At 38.7% G+C, this 15612-nt stretch carries 18 protein-coding genes; 9 read left to right on the top strand and 9 right to left on the bottom strand.

From position 1 onward, the window contains the following. Positions 1-197 precede the first annotated feature (197 nt). The gene (gene plsB, locus INP93_RS04145) at positions 198-2654 is read left to right on the top strand and encodes a glycerol-3-phosphate 1-O-acyltransferase PlsB (RefSeq protein WP_197545215.1); all 2457 of its coding nucleotides are present in this window, start codon (positions 198-200) and stop codon (positions 2652-2654) included. A 64-nt stretch (positions 2655-2718) separates the two neighbouring features. Here the strand turns inward: plsB and INP93_RS04140 are convergent, their stop codons facing one another. From INP93_RS04140 to INP93_RS04130, 3 genes are all read right to left on the bottom strand, one after another. Beyond that, entirely contained in the window at positions 2719-4104 is a 1386-nt protein-coding gene (locus INP93_RS04140) for a DASS family sodium-coupled anion symporter (RefSeq protein ID WP_197545214.1), read from the bottom strand. Positions 4105-4267: 163 nt separating this feature from the next. Further along, positions 4268-4768 (bottom strand): ribonuclease E activity regulator RraA, encoded by a 501-nt coding sequence (gene rraA / locus INP93_RS04135; protein ID WP_049368652.1) that lies wholly within the window; start codon positions 4766-4768, stop codon positions 4268-4270. Between the two features lie 45 nt (positions 4769-4813). Beyond that, positions 4814-5725, bottom strand: coding sequence for a 1,4-dihydroxy-2-naphthoate polyprenyltransferase (locus INP93_RS04130; RefSeq protein WP_197545213.1), 912 nt, complete (start codon positions 5723-5725; stop codon positions 4814-4816). A 61-nt stretch (positions 5726-5786) separates the two neighbouring features. On the opposite strand from INP93_RS04130, the gene tsaA reads away from it, so the two are divergent. After that, positions 5787-6524, top strand: a complete 738-nt coding sequence (gene tsaA, locus INP93_RS04125; RefSeq protein WP_197545212.1) for a tRNA (N6-threonylcarbamoyladenosine(37)-N6)-methyltransferase TrmO — start codon at positions 5787-5789, stop codon at positions 6522-6524. 36 nt (positions 6525-6560) lie between these two features. Here tsaA and INP93_RS04120 read toward each other — a convergent pair whose 3' ends face one another. Further along, on the bottom strand, positions 6561-7607 hold the full coding sequence (locus tag INP93_RS04120; protein WP_049373586.1) for an AI-2E family transporter: 1047 nt from the start codon (positions 7605-7607) through the stop codon (positions 6561-6563). A 94-nt stretch (positions 7608-7701) separates the two neighbouring features. On the opposite strand from INP93_RS04120, the gene arsC reads away from it, so the two are divergent. The 3 genes from arsC (at position 7702) to INP93_RS04105 (ending at position 8694) form a co-directional block, all read left to right on the top strand. Next, a complete protein-coding gene (gene arsC, locus INP93_RS04115) occupies positions 7702-8052 on the top strand; it encodes an arsenate reductase (glutaredoxin) (RefSeq protein WP_049373584.1) in 351 nt (116 codons plus the stop codon). A 65-nt stretch (positions 8053-8117) separates the two neighbouring features. Beyond that, positions 8118-8372 (top strand): alternative ribosome-rescue factor A, encoded by a 255-nt coding sequence (locus tag INP93_RS04110; RefSeq protein ID WP_014064744.1) that lies wholly within the window; start codon positions 8118-8120, stop codon positions 8370-8372. A gap of 25 nt (positions 8373-8397) precedes the next feature. Next, positions 8398-8694, top strand: a complete 297-nt coding sequence (locus tag INP93_RS04105) for a DUF5377 family protein (protein ID WP_049365297.1) — start codon at positions 8398-8400, stop codon at positions 8692-8694. 62 nt (positions 8695-8756) lie between these two features. Here INP93_RS04105 and bamC read toward each other — a convergent pair whose 3' ends face one another. Then, on the bottom strand, positions 8757-9758 hold the full coding sequence (bamC, locus tag INP93_RS04100; RefSeq protein ID WP_049373582.1) for an NlpB/DapX family lipoprotein: 1002 nt from the start codon (positions 9756-9758) through the stop codon (positions 8757-8759). Between the two features lie 101 nt (positions 9759-9859). After that, the gene (gene dapA / locus INP93_RS04095; protein WP_178164328.1) at positions 9860-10756 is read right to left on the bottom strand and encodes a 4-hydroxy-tetrahydrodipicolinate synthase; all 897 of its coding nucleotides are present in this window, start codon (positions 10754-10756) and stop codon (positions 9860-9862) included. Between the two features lie 116 nt (positions 10757-10872). Between dapA and bcp the strand changes: the two genes are divergently transcribed. The 4 genes from bcp (at position 10873) to INP93_RS04075 (ending at position 13243) form a co-directional block, all read left to right on the top strand. After that, on the top strand, positions 10873-11340 hold the full coding sequence (gene bcp, locus INP93_RS04090) for a thioredoxin-dependent thiol peroxidase (RefSeq protein ID WP_197544152.1): 468 nt from the start codon (positions 10873-10875) through the stop codon (positions 11338-11340). Between the two features lie 174 nt (positions 11341-11514). Then, a complete protein-coding gene (gene exbB / locus INP93_RS04085) occupies positions 11515-11967 on the top strand; it encodes a TonB-system energizer ExbB (protein ID WP_049368660.1) in 453 nt (150 codons plus the stop codon). Positions 11968-11969: 2 nt separating this feature from the next. Next, a complete protein-coding gene (exbD, locus tag INP93_RS04080; protein ID WP_049368661.1) occupies positions 11970-12446 on the top strand; it encodes a TonB system transport protein ExbD in 477 nt (158 codons plus the stop codon). After that, a complete protein-coding gene (locus tag INP93_RS04075; protein WP_197544151.1) occupies positions 12443-13243 on the top strand; it encodes an energy transducer TonB in 801 nt (266 codons plus the stop codon). Before exbD ends, INP93_RS04075 begins: the two co-directional genes overlap by 4 nt. Positions 13244-13295: 52 nt before the next feature. Here INP93_RS04075 and fis read toward each other — a convergent pair whose 3' ends face one another. From fis to prmA, 3 genes are all read right to left on the bottom strand, one after another. After that, a complete protein-coding gene (gene fis / locus INP93_RS04070; protein ID WP_005696908.1) occupies positions 13296-13595 on the bottom strand; it encodes a DNA-binding transcriptional regulator Fis in 300 nt (99 codons plus the stop codon). Then, on the bottom strand, positions 13589-14569 hold the full coding sequence (dusB, locus tag INP93_RS04065; protein WP_197545211.1) for a tRNA dihydrouridine synthase DusB: 981 nt from the start codon (positions 14567-14569) through the stop codon (positions 13589-13591). The genes fis and dusB overlap by 7 nt, the downstream gene beginning before the upstream one ends. A 147-nt stretch (positions 14570-14716) precedes the next feature. Next, positions 14717-15604 carry a 50S ribosomal protein L11 methyltransferase gene (gene prmA, locus INP93_RS04060; RefSeq protein ID WP_197545210.1) on the bottom strand — a complete coding sequence of 296 codons (888 nt, stop codon included), beginning with the start codon at positions 15602-15604 and terminating at the stop codon, positions 14717-14719. Positions 15605-15612: the final 8 nt, after the last annotated feature.

The following is a 15612-nucleotide window of genomic DNA, read 5'->3' as shown; positions in this document are numbered from 1 at the left end:
ACAGAATAACTGTTAGTATATACAGAAAGATGGCGATTGCAACAACTATTTTCTAGCGATAAAAGTGCGGTCAATTTTTTCATATTTTTGCGTGTTCATCATAAATCTCAAATGTAAATTTTTAGAATTTGACTGGTCGAATGTGTTAAAATGCCAGACAATACCTGGAAATGTCTAACAAAAAGAGAATATTAATTATGTCTGGCATCGTAAGTACTTATCGTAAATTATTAGAATTACCGCTTTCGGTTCTAGTAAAAAATAATCCTATTCCCGCTCAACCCATCGAAGAGCTTCAACTCAATATCAATCAACCCATTCTTTACGTTTTACCTTATACCTCTCAAACTGACTTCGTGATTTTCCGTCGTAACTGTTTGAGCGTCGGTTTACCTGATCCAGCTGAAAAGAATGTGATTGATGGCGTAGCATTACCACGTTATGTCTATTTAGACGAAGGTCGCCGCTTTTTTAAATCAAAAGGCGCAAAAGATGAAACTGTCAAAGTCTTCAATAAATATTTAGAGTTGCACCGTGATGTTGCTGATTTAGATGTACAACTGATTCCGGTTTCTGTGCTTTGGGGGCGTTCACCAGGTAAAGAAGATAAAGCAAGCTTACCTAATCTTCGCTTATTAAATGGTCTTCAAAAAACCTTTGCGGCAATTTGGTTTGGACGTGATACTTTTGTGCGTTTTTCTCAGGCACTTTCTTTGCGTTACATGGTAAATGAGCACGGTTCAGATGAAAAAATTGCACAAAAACTGGCTCGCGTGGCTAAAATGCACTTTGCTAAACAACGCATTTCCGCGACTGGACCTCGTTTGCCAAACCGCGAAGCGATGTTTAATAAACTCTTAAATTCTCAAGCAATTCAAAATGCGATTGAAGATGAGGCAAAATCAAAAAATATCAGCCGTGAGAAAGCCTATGCTGAAGCCGAAAAAATTCTTCATGAAATTGCGGCTAATGTAAGCCATTCAAGTCTTCGTGCGGCGGATCGTTTCTTACGTTGGTTATGGAACAAGCTATATTCCGGTATTGATGTACAAAATGCGGACCGCGTGCGTAAATTAGCATTAGAAGGACATGAGATTGTTTATGTGCCTTGTCACCGTAGTCACATTGACTATTTGTTACTTTCTTATGTGCTCTATCACCAAGGTCTTGTACCACCACACATTGCAGCAGGAATCAACTTAAACTTCTGGCCAGCGGGTCCTTTATTCCGTAGCTGGGGGGCATTCTTTATTCGCCGTACGTTTAAAGGTAACCGCCTTTACTCTGCAATTTTCCGTGAGTATTTAGGGGAATTATTCCACCGCGGTTACTCCGTCGAATACTTTATTGAAGGTGGTCGTTCTCGTACAGGCCGCTTGCTTGCACCGAAAACCGGTATGATGTCAATGACACTACAAGCACTTCAACATAACCAAACGCGTCCAATTTCTGTGGTACCCGTGTATATTGGTTATGAGCACGTATTAGAAGTAGATACTTACGCGAAAGAATTACGTGGTGCTGCAAAAGAAAAAGAAAATGCCGGCTTAGTTTTACGTGTAATTAAAAAATTACGTAATTTAGGTCAAGGCTTTGTGAATTTCGGTGAGCCAATCACACTTTCCAATTACCTCAATCACCATTATCCAGAATGGAAAGAACAACATCATGAAGATAAACCTCACTGGTTTAACCATGCGGTTGGGTCGGTTTCTAATCAAGTCATGGTAAATATCAATAAAGCGGCAGCCGTTAATGCGATGAATTTAGTGGGGACTGCACTCCTATCTTCCCGTCAGCGTGCGCTTTCTCATGAACAACTATTAGAACAACTCTCTAGTTATCAAGAGATGTTGAAAAATGTCCCATATTCTACTGATGTGGTAATCCCAACCGATACACCAAAAGCAATGCTTGACCACGTATTAAGCTTAGATCGCGTAGGTGTATTAGTTGAAAAAGATAACTTTGGGGAAATTATTCGTTTAGAACGTAATTCGGCTGTTCTTATGACGTATTACCGCAATAATATTCAACACTTATTTGTGTTGCCTTCACTTGTTGCGAGTATCGTTTTACATTATGAAGCGATTCAAAAAGATTTATTATTGGATGCGGTTCGTAAAATTTATCCATTCTTAAAAGGCGAACTCTTCCTTCATTTCAATGAAGAAGAATTAAATACACAAATTGAAGCCATTATTGATGAATTTGCGCGTCAGGATGTTATCCAAGCCAATGATAATTTCTTATCGATTCACCGCGCTAAAGTTCGTATTTTACAACTTTGGTCTGCTGGTATGCGTGAAATCTTACAACGTTACTACATCACAGTGAGTATTTTACGTAAAGATCCTGGAATTGCTCGTGGCTTATTAGAAAAAGAAAGCCAATTGGTGGCACAGCGTCTTTCTGTATTACACGGTATTAACGCACCAGAGTTCTTTGATAAAGCAGTCTTCTCGGCCTTCATTGCTAACTTAAAAGAAGAAGGTTATTTCGATGATGATAAAGAAAAATTACACGAACTAGCAACAATCTTAGAGCATTTAATTTCTAGCGAAGTTTGCTTAACGATTAACGGTGCTGCAGACAAAGCAGATGACGTTGAGATTGAAGTAGAAGAAGAGGATAAATCAAATAAAGATGAATAATCTTTATTTGGAATAATAAAAGGGCGTGTTGAAGATATCCAACGCGCCCTTTTCTTTTATACGATTAATTCAACCAGAAATAATATCCTATTGTCGCGATAACGAGTATACACACAATATTTAAGATAAACCCAGCTTTCACCATATCACTCTGACGAACATGTCCCGTACCAAATACGATTGCATTTGGCGGTGTCGCCACTGGTAACATAAAGGCACAAGAAGCACCTAAACCGATGATTAAGGCAAGACCAATTTCTGGCATACCAAGAGATTGCGCGATAGAAATAAAGATTGGCACTAATAATGCTGCACTCGCAGTATTGGACGTAAATTCAGTTAAGAAAATAATGAAGGTTGCGACCAATAAACCAATGAGATAGTAATGTTGTCCTTGAACTAAGAATACAATACCGTCAGCTAATACTTTACTTGCACCAGAATCTTTTAACACGGCGCTTAAAGTTAAGCCACCACCGAAAAGCATTAATACACCCCAGTCCGTGCTTTCTTGGATTTGTTTCCAATTTGCCACACCAGTTGAACAAATAATGACAGCAGCAAGCAATGCGACAACGCTATCAAAACTACCGATATTTTTAGCAAGACCAAATACACCTGAAATGATTGGATTAATATAACTACTAAATACCCAACAAAGCGCAATGAGACCAAAAATCACAAGCGTTAAAACACGTTGGCCATTCATTTCAATACGTTCAAAGTTTTGTTCAAAATGTAAATGAAGTCTTGGTTTAAAGACAATGAAAAGTGTACCAATCATCAACGGCATCAAAATGAGCATAATTGGTAAACCATACCATAACCAATCAGAGAAAGTTAAATGTAAGTTACTTGCAACGATAGCATTTGGTGGGCTACCTACTAATGTTCCCATACCACCAATACTTGCACTATACGCAATCCCTAATAAGACGAAGACATAAGTATTATGTTCTTTTTCTTTATCAAGTTTGCTTAAGATCCCCATCGCTAAAGGTAACATCATGGCAGCTGTTGCTGTGTTACTCATCCACATGGAAAGGAAAGCAGTAATAGCAAAAAGATACATCACAGCGACAAACAAATTACCACGTGCCATTGCCATGATTTTATTGGCAATCATTTTATCGAGTTTTTGTATGTGCAAAGCTGTCGCTAAAGCAAAACCACCAAAGAATAAGAAAATGGTTGGATCAGCAAACGCCACTAAAGCTTGTTTGGTTGTCACCAAATCAAGAGCAATTGCAAGTAATGGCACCAAAAGAGCGGTCACGGTGACATGTAACGCCTCAGTTAACCAAAGAATCGCCACAAAGGCTAATAATGCTAAACCAGCATTTTCCTTAGGTGCGAAAGGTAAAGATTTTAATAAAATAAAAAAACAGGCTATCGCCAGCAGAAAGATAATCCCACTTTTATAATTTTTAGTTGTGTTTGTTTCGTTCATGAGTCCCTCCAAACTGATTACAAATGAACTATTTTCGATGTTAAATGAATGTTACAAACTTTCAACTAACAAATGTCTAAAATGTGATCTTGTTCAAAAAAATTTTAACAAAAAAAGTGCGGTTATTTCTAACCGCACTTTAAAGAGGTCAATAATTTCAAAATTATTCTTCTTCGACGTCTTCTAAATCTAATGCTTCCTGTGAAAGAATGATACCTGTTAAATCGGCATAAATATAATCTTCAGGGAAGAATGTTACACCACCAAAATTCACTGGAAGATCACTTTCACCATGATTATTTTCATCTGCACCAACTGGAATTGGGGCAAGCGCATGAATACCAATATCAATATTTTCAAGTTGTTGAATTTGACGCACTGCACCATAAACAATGATGCCCGCCCAGTCATTATCTGCGGCAAGTTGTGCAAGCTCAGCATCAATTAAAGCACGGCGAACTGCACCACCACCATCTACGACAAGCACTCTGCCTTCACCATTTTCTTCAAGGATCTCGGCAATTAATCCATTATTTTCAAAACATTTTACTGTCGTCACTTTGCCGTAGAAATTGCTGACGCCACCAAAGCTAGAAAAAATTGGCTCAACCACATCCACTTGATCAGCATAAATATCACAAAGTTCTGAAGTATCGATATACATAATGTACCCCTTGTCGTTAAAATTTTTTCTCTAGTATAAGCCGATTTAGCCGATAAGCAAGCCTAAACTAAACAAGATATTGATAAATAAAGAAATCATAGACATCTGAGCCAACATCGGACGCAACACTGCGGGCTCTTTGCTTCGATAAACAAATAATGCGTGTTTTAATAACAATGGAAATGCCAATAAAAATAAGAAATGCCAAGGGCTAAATGCTGTTGATGACGCAAATAACACATAACATAAAGCGGCAACGCTTAATAAAATACAGTGATAAACACGTCCCTTCTTCGGACCAATACGTACCACCAAGGTATTTTTCCCGACTTTCGCATCTTGCTCAATATCACGTAAATTATTGATATTTAAAACGGCTGTTGCTAATAAACCAGAGCCTAGCGCAGGTAAAGTAATTAAGCTATCAATGCTGTGAGTTTGTAGATAATAAGTTCCACCTACACCTAATAGTCCAAAAAAGAGCAAAACAGACAAATCGCCTAAACCTAAATAACCATAAGGTTTAGCGCCTACGGTATAAGTAATGGCAGCAATAATGGCAAGAATACCCAAACCAGCAAAGGCCAATAAATCAGTAAGACTTTGATATGCGATACCAATTAAGAATGCACCTGAGAAAAACGCCCCCACCGCCATTAAAATTAAGCCCCATTTGAGCTCATTCGCGGAAATTGCACCTTGCTGAATACCACGTAAAGGCCCAATACGTTCTTCGGTATCTGACCCTTTTTGATGATCGCCGTAATCGTTAGCAAAGTTAGAAAGTACTTGCAATAAAATGGTAGTAAGTAAGCAAAGTAACATCACGGTGAGATTAAAACTCTCTTTATCCGCCCAATATGCCAATGCAGAGCCGGTAAAAATAGAAGCTAATGCCAAAGGCAAGGTTTTTGGGCGAGCGGTTTCCCACCACATTTTCAATTTATGATTTGTCATTTTTTTTGACCGCACTTTTGATTACAATAAAGGGCGTATTCTACACGGAAATTGCCTTTTTATGAATGATTTAACACTGACTCTTCACCCAATTGCGGTGATTCATACGCCTTACAAAGAAAAATTCTCGGTGCCACGCCAACCAGATTTAGTACAGGATGGCATTGGTATTGTGGAACTGCTCCCCCCTTATAATTCGCCAGAGGCGGTGCGAGGCTTAGAGCAATTTAGCCATATTTGGCTTATTTTCCAATTCGACAAAGTACCCCATGGGAAATGGCAATCCACTGTTCGCCCCCCTCGTTTAGGAGGCAATCAACGTGTCGGCGTATTTGCCTCACGCGCTACACATCGCCCAAATCCGCTAGGCTTATCCAAAGTTGAATTACGCCAAGTGGAATGTATTCATGGGCGTGTTTTTCTGCATTTGGGCTCCGTGGATCTTGTCGATGGCACACCTATTTTTGATATTAAGCCTTATATTGCCTATGCTGATAGCGAACCTGAGGCAAAATCAAGTTTTGCACAAGAAAAACCACCTGTAAAATTAAACGTAGAATTTACAGAAATCGCCCAAAGTGCGGTGAAAAAATATCACAAAAACCGACCGCACTTAGCGAGATTTATTACGGAAGTGATCGCACAAGATCCCCGTCCCGCTTATCAACAAGGTAAAGAAACCGATCGTATTTATGGTATTAGTCTGTACGAATTTAATATTAAATGGCGTATTAAAGCAGGGACAACAGATTGTGTCGAAATTCTGGATATCCAAAAATTAAAAGAACAAAAAAGCTGACTTTCGTCAGCTTTCTTTTTATCGTTTTAATCCTGTCTAATCCGGCAATGCATTTATCACAGCTTTGACGAGCGTTGCCAATGGAATCGCGAAGAATACTCCCCAGAATCCCCATAATCCGCCAAAAATCAGCACTGAAATAATGATTACTAAAGGGTGTAAATTAACGACTTCAGAGAATAAATACGGTACCAACAAGTTTCCATCTAGAAGTTGACTCACCGCAAAGGCCACAATTAAATACCAAAACGTTGGGGAAATGCCAAACTGGAACATCGCCACTAACGCAACAGGAATCGTCACCAATACCGCGCCGATATAAGGCACTAATACAGACAACCCAACGGCAACAGAAAGTAAGAGCGGATAATTCAAACCAAAGCTTAAAAAGATGATATAAGTCACCACGCCGACAATCAAAATTTCCAACAGCTTACCATGAATATAATTCGCAATTTGTTGCTGCATTTCATTCCATACTTTAGAGGCTAAAAGACGATTTTTAGGTAAAAATCGGCTCACGCCAGCAAGAAGCTCAGTTTTATCTTTCAGCATAAAGAACATCATTAATGGCACTAAAAACGCATAAATACCCAGTGATACAAGGTTCATTAATGAGGTAATCGACAATTTCACCGCAGATTCACCAAAGCCCAAAATCTTCGCTCGAGCAGCACTGAAAAAGGTGTCAATCATGGTATAGTCAATGAGTTCAGGATAATGCTCAGGAAGGGCTAACAACCATTCATGTAACTTATTGAACATCGCCGGTAAATCACTTAACAAAGAAATGGTTTGATTCCATAGTGTAGGTACAAGCCCGAAGAAAATTAATAATGCCAAAGTTATAAATCCACCAAAAATGACTAGAGTGGCGAGCATTCGAGGAAATTTTAATTTTTTCGTTAGGAAATTAATTGGCATTTCCAATAAATATGCTAATACAATGGCAATCAGCAACGGGGCGATTAAATCACTAAAGAAATAAATCGCAATAAAGCCAAACAACAAAATGGCAAGTAGCCCCATCGCCTGCGGATCGCTTAAGCGACGGCTATACCAATTTTTTAGCATTTCTAACATAAAGTCTTCCTAAACAAGTATTTTTTGTCATTATAAGTTAAAATTTAAATCAATCCTATATCCACTCATTCAACATAAAATAGAAGGAAACGTTATGTCTGTGACGATTTATCATAATCCGCGTTGCTCAAAAAGCCGTGAAACCTTAGCTTTATTAGAAGAAAAAGGCATTCAACCGACGATTGAACTTTATTTACAACAACACTACTCTGTTGAAGCATTGCAGCAACTGGCTAATAAATTAGGATTAGATGATGTCAGAAAAATGATGCGTACCAAAGATGAGCTTTATCAATCATTAGGGTTAGCTAATCCTGCATTAACGAATGATGATTTATTAAAAGCCATCAGTGAAAATTCAGCCCTATTAGAACGCCCGATTGTCGTAAAAGGTGAAAAAGCTAAAATTGGACGACCGCCTGAAAGCGTACTCACCATTTTGTAATTCTATTCATTTTCGCTATAATGACTTGCCGTGAACGACTTCACGGCAATTTTTTAGAGGTAAATATGACGAAAAAAACAAAAAGTGCGGTTGAAAATCAGCCCATTTATCAACACACCAAAGGTGTCGTGAAAGATAATGCCGTGATGGCACTATTACACGACAAATTATTCCGCCAACGCGTTGAGAAAAAACGTAAAGGTAAAGGCAGTTACCAACGCAAAGCAAAATATGCGAGCAATTGGTTTGAAAAGCCCGATGATAAAGTTTTTGATTTCAGAAATTTTATCATCGGGTTTTTCGTTTCAATTTCAGTATAAAAAATAACAAACAGAGGAAGTCTATATGTCAATCAAAACAGAAGTTTTATTTAACAATACTTGGAATGTCCGTATCAGTGATCCGGGTGAAGAAGGGGCTCAAAGCCATTTTTTTGAAACCATTTATCTCACGCTCACGGCTTATTTTGAAGGCGAAAATGTGCGTTATGAATTTGTGCGTAAAGTAGAAGATCAAGTAAAAATCAAACGCTCATTTACAGAATTAAGTGAGTTATTCAAATTCTTAGGGGATTATCTGGATCCGGTTTCTCTCGGTAATCTTGGTGTAAAAATTGGTAACTTAGGCGTAAAAGCTGAATAACGTCTCTACCAATAAAAAAAGTGCGGTCAAATTGAACCGCACTTTTTATTTCTCAACTCATATTATTGTGCAAGTAATACACTTAATGCTGAATACAAGGATTGAGCCGCTTCATTTGGTAATGCCTTGCCATCTTCATCAGTGATCACGACCGCACTTTGTTTACCCACTGCAGAAATTTGCATTTGATAAACACCTTTTTCTAAATTAGGCGGATTCACACCTAAACGTAGCCACTCTTGTTTATCCAATGGTTTATATTTTAACTCGCGATAGCCACGGCCAGCAGATTCCGATGTAGCTTTAAAGCCTAATTTCGGTAAAACCGAACCTAAACGTTGCCATGCTTGACCAAAGCTTGCATCCATACCTAATGCCATTCTACCATTCGTATCAGTAATTAAACCTGATTGGAAAGGTCCTGCAGAAGCATTATTTAAATCTTGTTGTTGCTTGTTATAAGCATTAGTAAGCGCAGCAACAAAACGATTTAAACGATCCGATGCATAGCGTTGTTTATCTGCTTGATTTGGTGTGTAAATCACACCATCACGACGCATTTGCTCTACAGAAACCGCTAACGCACTTGCATCTTGCGCCGTAACTTGTTCAATTTTATAACGGATCTCTGTATTGGCTTTATCATCTGCACGACCTGTTGGCGCCCAATCGCTAATTAATACTGCACCATTTAAAGTTGAATTCGTGCCTTCTTCTTTTAATAAACGCTCAATTTGTTTGAGATTATAAAGCTCTGCTTGCGCATCCGTATAAACAATCAATGCACGTTCGCCATCAAATTGTGTCAAAGAATTTTTGATAATCGCTAATGGGGTTGAAGGCGGACGAATATCCACGCGTTCTTTTTTCGCATTAAGCTGAGGAAGTTCATAAGTCGGATCGGCTTGCGGCAATGTTACACCACCACTTGCTAAAGGAGAAAAGCTCGGTATTTCACGATCAGAATTTTGATAAGTGTCATTAGCCGTCTGCATTTTTTCTACGCTGTTTGAACACGCCGATAATAATGCTGCTGCGACTAAACTCAGTACGATTTTTTTCATTCCTTAAATCCTTCAATAAAAAATAATTAAAATAATGACCGCTCTTTGACAAATAAAAAAGTCGAAAGTTTAAAGGGCTGTAAAAACAACCCTTTAATTTATTAAATTAAGCCAGCAATTTTTAATGCTTCTTCTACTCTTACTTGCGCGCTTTCACTTAACACAGTAAGAGGTAAACGTAAATGTGGAGTCTTAATTAAACCTAAACGATATGCCGACCATTTAACCGGGATTGGATTTGATTCAATAAATAAATCTTTATGTAAAGGCATTAAACGTGCATTAATTTCTTCCGCTTTCGCAAAATCGCCCGCTAAAGCATAGCGACACATTGCAGCCATATCTTTTGCTGCAAGGTTATTTGTCACAGAAATAACTCCCTCTGCGCCTAATTTCATCGCTTCTAGTCCTGTTGCATCATCACCACTTAACACAATGAAATCTTTACCTGCAAGCTCTTTAATTGCAGTAACACGTGAGACATCTCCCGTCGCTTCTTTAATTCCTACAATGTTATCAATTTCTGCTAAGCGTGCCACGGTTTCAGGTTTCATATCACTACCCGTACGACCTGGTACGTTATAAAGAAGTTGTGGTAAATCCGTGCATTCTGCAATGGCTTTAAAGTGTTGGAACATACCTTCCTGAGTTGGCTTATTGTAGTAAGGCACCACAGATAAGCAACCCACTACACCGCTATCATGTAATAACTTTGTCATCACAATGGCTTCGCTCGTTGCATTTGCTCCCGCCCCTGCAATAATAGGAATACGACCTTTTGCGAACTCAACCGTCTTCTCAATTACTCGTACATTTTCATCAATGCTTAAAGTGGCTGATTCACCCGTTGTCCCCACAGAAACAATCGCATCTGTGCCAGAATTGATATGAAACTCAACTAGTTTTTCTAGCGTTTCAAAATCAATGTGTCCATGATTATCCATTGGGGTCACTAAAGCAACAATACTGCCTGAAAATAAGGGGGTTTGCGTAGTCATAAGCACTCCATTTATATCTATCCTATTTTTTAACCATAACATTTGAAAATGCTTAGTTATAATCGCTAAAATAGCTTGAATTTACAAATCATTTTTTACATTTTTAAGGATTTTTTATGAAAACATTACAAGCGGGTGACTTAGCACCACAATTCACACTTTTAAATCAAGACAATCAACCGGTTTCACTTAGCAACTTTAAAGGCAAAAAAGTACTCATATATTTTTATCCAAAAGCTTTAACACCAGGCTGTACAACTCAAGCATGCGGTTTGCGTGATACCAAAAGTGAATTAGAAAAATTAGGTGTGGTTATTTTAGGCATCAGTACAGATTCCCCAAAAAAACTCGCTCAATTTGTTGAGAAAAAGTCGCTCAATTTCACCTTGCTTTCTGATGAAGATCACCAGGTTGCCGAGCAATTTGGTGTATGGGGGGAAAAGAAATTTATGGGGCGCACTTATGATGGTATTCATCGTATTAGCTTCCTCATTGATGAACAAGACAAAATTCAACACGTTTTTGATAAATTCAAAACAGGCGAACATCATCAAGTTGTCTTAGATTACCTGCAATCCCTTTAAATCCCCTCTAAAAACAACCGCACTTTCGATGATTTATCTCAAAGTGCGGTCAAAAAAATGATCATTTTTCTGATTTATATTTACGCTCTATTTTCCATTTGATAAAATTCCCTCCTAATTGAAATTAATTCTCAATTCATTTTTATTTTTTAGAACACACAAAGGGATTATCAGATGCCAAAACTTTTTGAGTTTTTACAACAATATAGTGATTACATCATTATCGGACTTTTACTTCTTATGAGTGTAATCATGCTTGCTACTGTGATTGAACGTTTTATCTTTTTAAGCCGTGTCAATGTCGCTAAATATTCCAATATACACGCTCTTGAAATTGATTTAAATCGCAATATGACAATCATTTCAACCGTTGGCGCAAACGCACCTTATGTGGGTTTGTTAGGAACGGTAATTGGTATCTTATTAACCTTTTATCAAATTGGTCAGGCGGGCGGTGATGTTGATGCTGGCGCAATCATGATGCATCTCTCTCTTGCCTTAAAAGCAACTGCTTTGGGTATTTTGGTGGCAATCCCTTCCATGATTTTCTATAACGGTTTAGGTCGTAAAGTGGAAGTTAACCGCTTAAAATGGAAAGTGTTAAACGCTCAAAAAGATAAGGAATAATTGTGAAAAAATTTGATGAAATCAACATTATTCCTTTCATCGACATTATGTTGGTGTTATTAGCGATAGTGTTGATCACCGCATCCTTTATTTCTCAAGGAAAAATTCAAGTCAATGTGCCCAAAGCCAGTTCAACGGTCGCATTCAAATCAGATGAATTAGCCAAATTATTAACCGTGACGGCAGATAAACAACTTTATTTTAATGATAAACCGATCTCCCAAGAAGCCCTTGAAAAAGAGATCGCGAGCTGGAATAAAGATCAGAAAGTCACATTAAAAATTGATGCAGAAGCCTCTTTCCAGGATTTTGTGACGATTACTGACATGTTATCGAAAAACGACATTAAAAATGTCGCGATTGTTTCGATGAAAGATAAAGGTTCACCAAACAAAACAACGCAAGAAAATGAAACAAAAAATACGCCAACACTAGGCGGAGTTGCACGTGGAGGCGTTGGAGTAGGACATAATCAATGAACAGCCAACAAGCGAAACGATCATTATTAGGTTTGGTTATTTCTCTATTGGTTCATGGTGCCATTGTAGGCGCATTGCTTTGGAATTGGCATAAGCCAAGTGAAGCGGCAAGTAATGCGGAAGGCGAAATTTCTACAACGATTTCAATGGAAATGATTCAAGGAATGAGAGTGGAAGAACCAGCTCCAGAGCCGGAACCTGAACCTCAACAGGCAGAGCCTGAACAGGAAAAACAGGAAACTGTCGCGGATCCGACAAAGCAACCGGAACCCGAGAAGAAAAAAGAGCCTGAGAAAAAGCCAGAAAAACCAATTGAAAAACCGAAACCAAAACCGAAAGAGAAGCCCAAAGAAAAACCTAAAAATGAGGTAAAAACAGAGAAACCGGTAGAGATGCCAAAGAATTTACCGATTGGTGATAAGAATATCAATTCAACGGCTACGGCGAATTCTAAAGCAACGACTACAGGCCAACCTGGTACAAATGGTGTTCAAGGTGGTTCTGGTACTAATACGGATGAACTGAATGCTTATCGTGCAGCGATTCGACGTGAAATTGAACGCCACAAACGCTATCCCGCTCGTGCTAAGATGATGCGTAAACAAGGCGTGGTGAGTGTGAGTTTTAGCGTGGGAGCAGATGGTTCCTTATCTGGAGAACGTGTAACAACTTCCTCTGGTGATGAAAGCTTAGATAATGCAGCGCTTGAGGCTGTGAGAAGTGCGAGACCTGTTGGTCCAAAACCCGCGGGATTTGCTTCTTCAGTCAGTGTACCAATTAGCTTCACTATTCAATAGATAAATAAAAAGGCGAACAATAATGTTCGCCTTTCTTTTTGCTAAGCTTAAATTAGCCCATACCGTATTTTTTCAATTTCTTACGCAATGTACCACGGTTAATACCGAGCATGTTTGCCGCACGGGTTTGGTTACCGCGGGTGTATTGCATAATCATATCTAACATCGGGTGTTCAACTTCCGCTAATACTAATTCGTAAAGATCATTCACATCTTGACCATCTAATTGTGATAAGTAATTGCGTAAAGCTTGTTTTACTGAATCACGTAATGGTTTGTTTGTTACTTGTGATTGAGAGTTTAAAACTGAAACGGTTAACGCTTCAGACGGACTACGTTGTTGTTCTAACATTTTTCTTTATCCAAAATTGAATTTAAAAAATCTTCCAGCACAATTAATTGCTCTTTCGGTTCATTAATTGCGTTAAAAGTCTGTCTAAAAACGGAATCGGGTTGAATTCCCTGTAAATACCAAGCGACATGTTTGCGGGCTATTCGATAGCCTTTTTGCTCGCCATAGAACTGATGAAGTTCTTGAATATGACGCAAAATATGACCGCACTTTTCACGTAAACTTGGTGTTTGAATTATCGTATCATGTTCTACTAGCGCTTCCACTGCTCGGAAAAGCCACGGATTGCCTAATGAAGCACGACCGATCATTATTGCATCGGCACCTGTGTACTCAAGTACCTTTTTCGCTTTCGAGGCAGAATCAATATCACCATTCGCAATAACAGGAATTGAAATGGATTGTTTGACTGCTCGAATATTGTCGTATTCCGCTTCCCCTTCAAATAAGCATTCTTTCGTCCGCCCATGAATGGTTAAAGCTTGAATACCAGATTGTTCTGCAATTTTGCCGATTTGCACACAGTTTCGGTTTGCCTTATCCCAACCTGTGCGAATTTTCAACGTCACAGGCACATCAACGGCATTCACCACTTCTTTTAAAATTTTTTCCACTAAATCAGGAAATTGAAGCAGTGCAGAGCCCGCTAATTTTCGATTTACTTTCTTTGCGGGACAGCCCATATTGATGTCGATAATTTCAGCACCATAGGCTACATTAATTGCTGCAGCTTGGGCCATTTCTAAAGGATCAGAACCTGCGATTTGCACCGCATTTAATCCTAACTCTTCACTATGTGCTAAACGAAGTTTCGATTTCTCTGTATGCCAAACTTGTGGATTAGTAGACATCATCTCTGAAAACGTTAATCCTGCACCATAATGGGCACATAAACGTCGAAAGGGCTGATCCGTGATACCTGCCATGGGTGCCAATAAAATACGATTTTTTAATTCGTAAGAACCAATTCGCATTTTATGTTATCCCCAATTACAAGTCCTATCTCCATCAAGTCAGGTCACAATAGCAACCGACAAGGGGTGCTATATTACGCATTTTTCTTTTTTTTGCAAAGTGAATTTTGTTCAAAAAATGCACTTTTTTTAATTGACAAAAAGAAATTAAGCCGATTTTAATTTACCTGTAATACGGCACCATTCCTCTTTCACTGCAACAGGATCTAAATCAAAGGATTGTGTATAAGCATCACATACCGATTGTGCTTGTGTTTCTAAAATGCCCGATAATCCAAGATTGCCCCCCTCTTTCACTAATTGGGAGATAATCGGGTAAAGTTCTTTTAACGGGCCCGCAAGAATATTCGCCACAACGACATCTGCTTTTAAATTGGCAGGTTTATCATCGGATAAGAAAAGCTGAAGACGGTCTGCCACCCCATTTTGTTCCGCATTATTACGACTAGCGAGAATCGCTTGTGGATCGATATCAATACCGATCGCATTTTTCGCACCTAATTTAAGAGCAGCAATGGCAAGAATGCCTGAGCCACAGCCAAAATCGATGACAGTTTTGCCTATTAAATCTAAACCATCTAACCACTCTAAACAAAGTGCGGTTGTCGGGTGGGTACCTGTCCCGAAAGCTAAACCAGGATCAAGCATCACATTCACCGCATTTTGATCCGGTACTTCACGCCAGCTTGGGCAAATCCATAAGCGTTTGCCAAATTGCATTGGGTGGAAGTTATCCATCCATTCACGTTCCCAGTCTTTATCCTCGATTTGCTCAATTTTGTAAGGCGTATTTTCATCTAGATGATGTGCTTGTTTTAGCAGGCTCACAATTTCATTCATATCGGTTTCTGCATCAAACAAGGCGATCACATCGGTATTTCCCCACAGACGCGTTTCGCCTGGAAGTGGTTCAAAAATCGGCGTATCTTGGCTATCCATAAATGTGACCGAAACTGAGCCAATTTCTTCTAAAAAATCGCTAATTTTCTCAGCTTTTTCATTTGTACTATTTAAGCGAATTTGAATCCACGCCATCTTCTTTT

The sequence above is a fragment of the Haemophilus parainfluenzae genome, assembly GCF_014931415.1.
Lineage (GTDB): Bacteria > Pseudomonadota > Gammaproteobacteria > Enterobacterales > Pasteurellaceae > Haemophilus_D > Haemophilus_D parainfluenzae_AF.
Note: the sequence above shows the minus strand (reverse complement) of the source record. Positions and strands in the feature narration are given on the sequence as shown.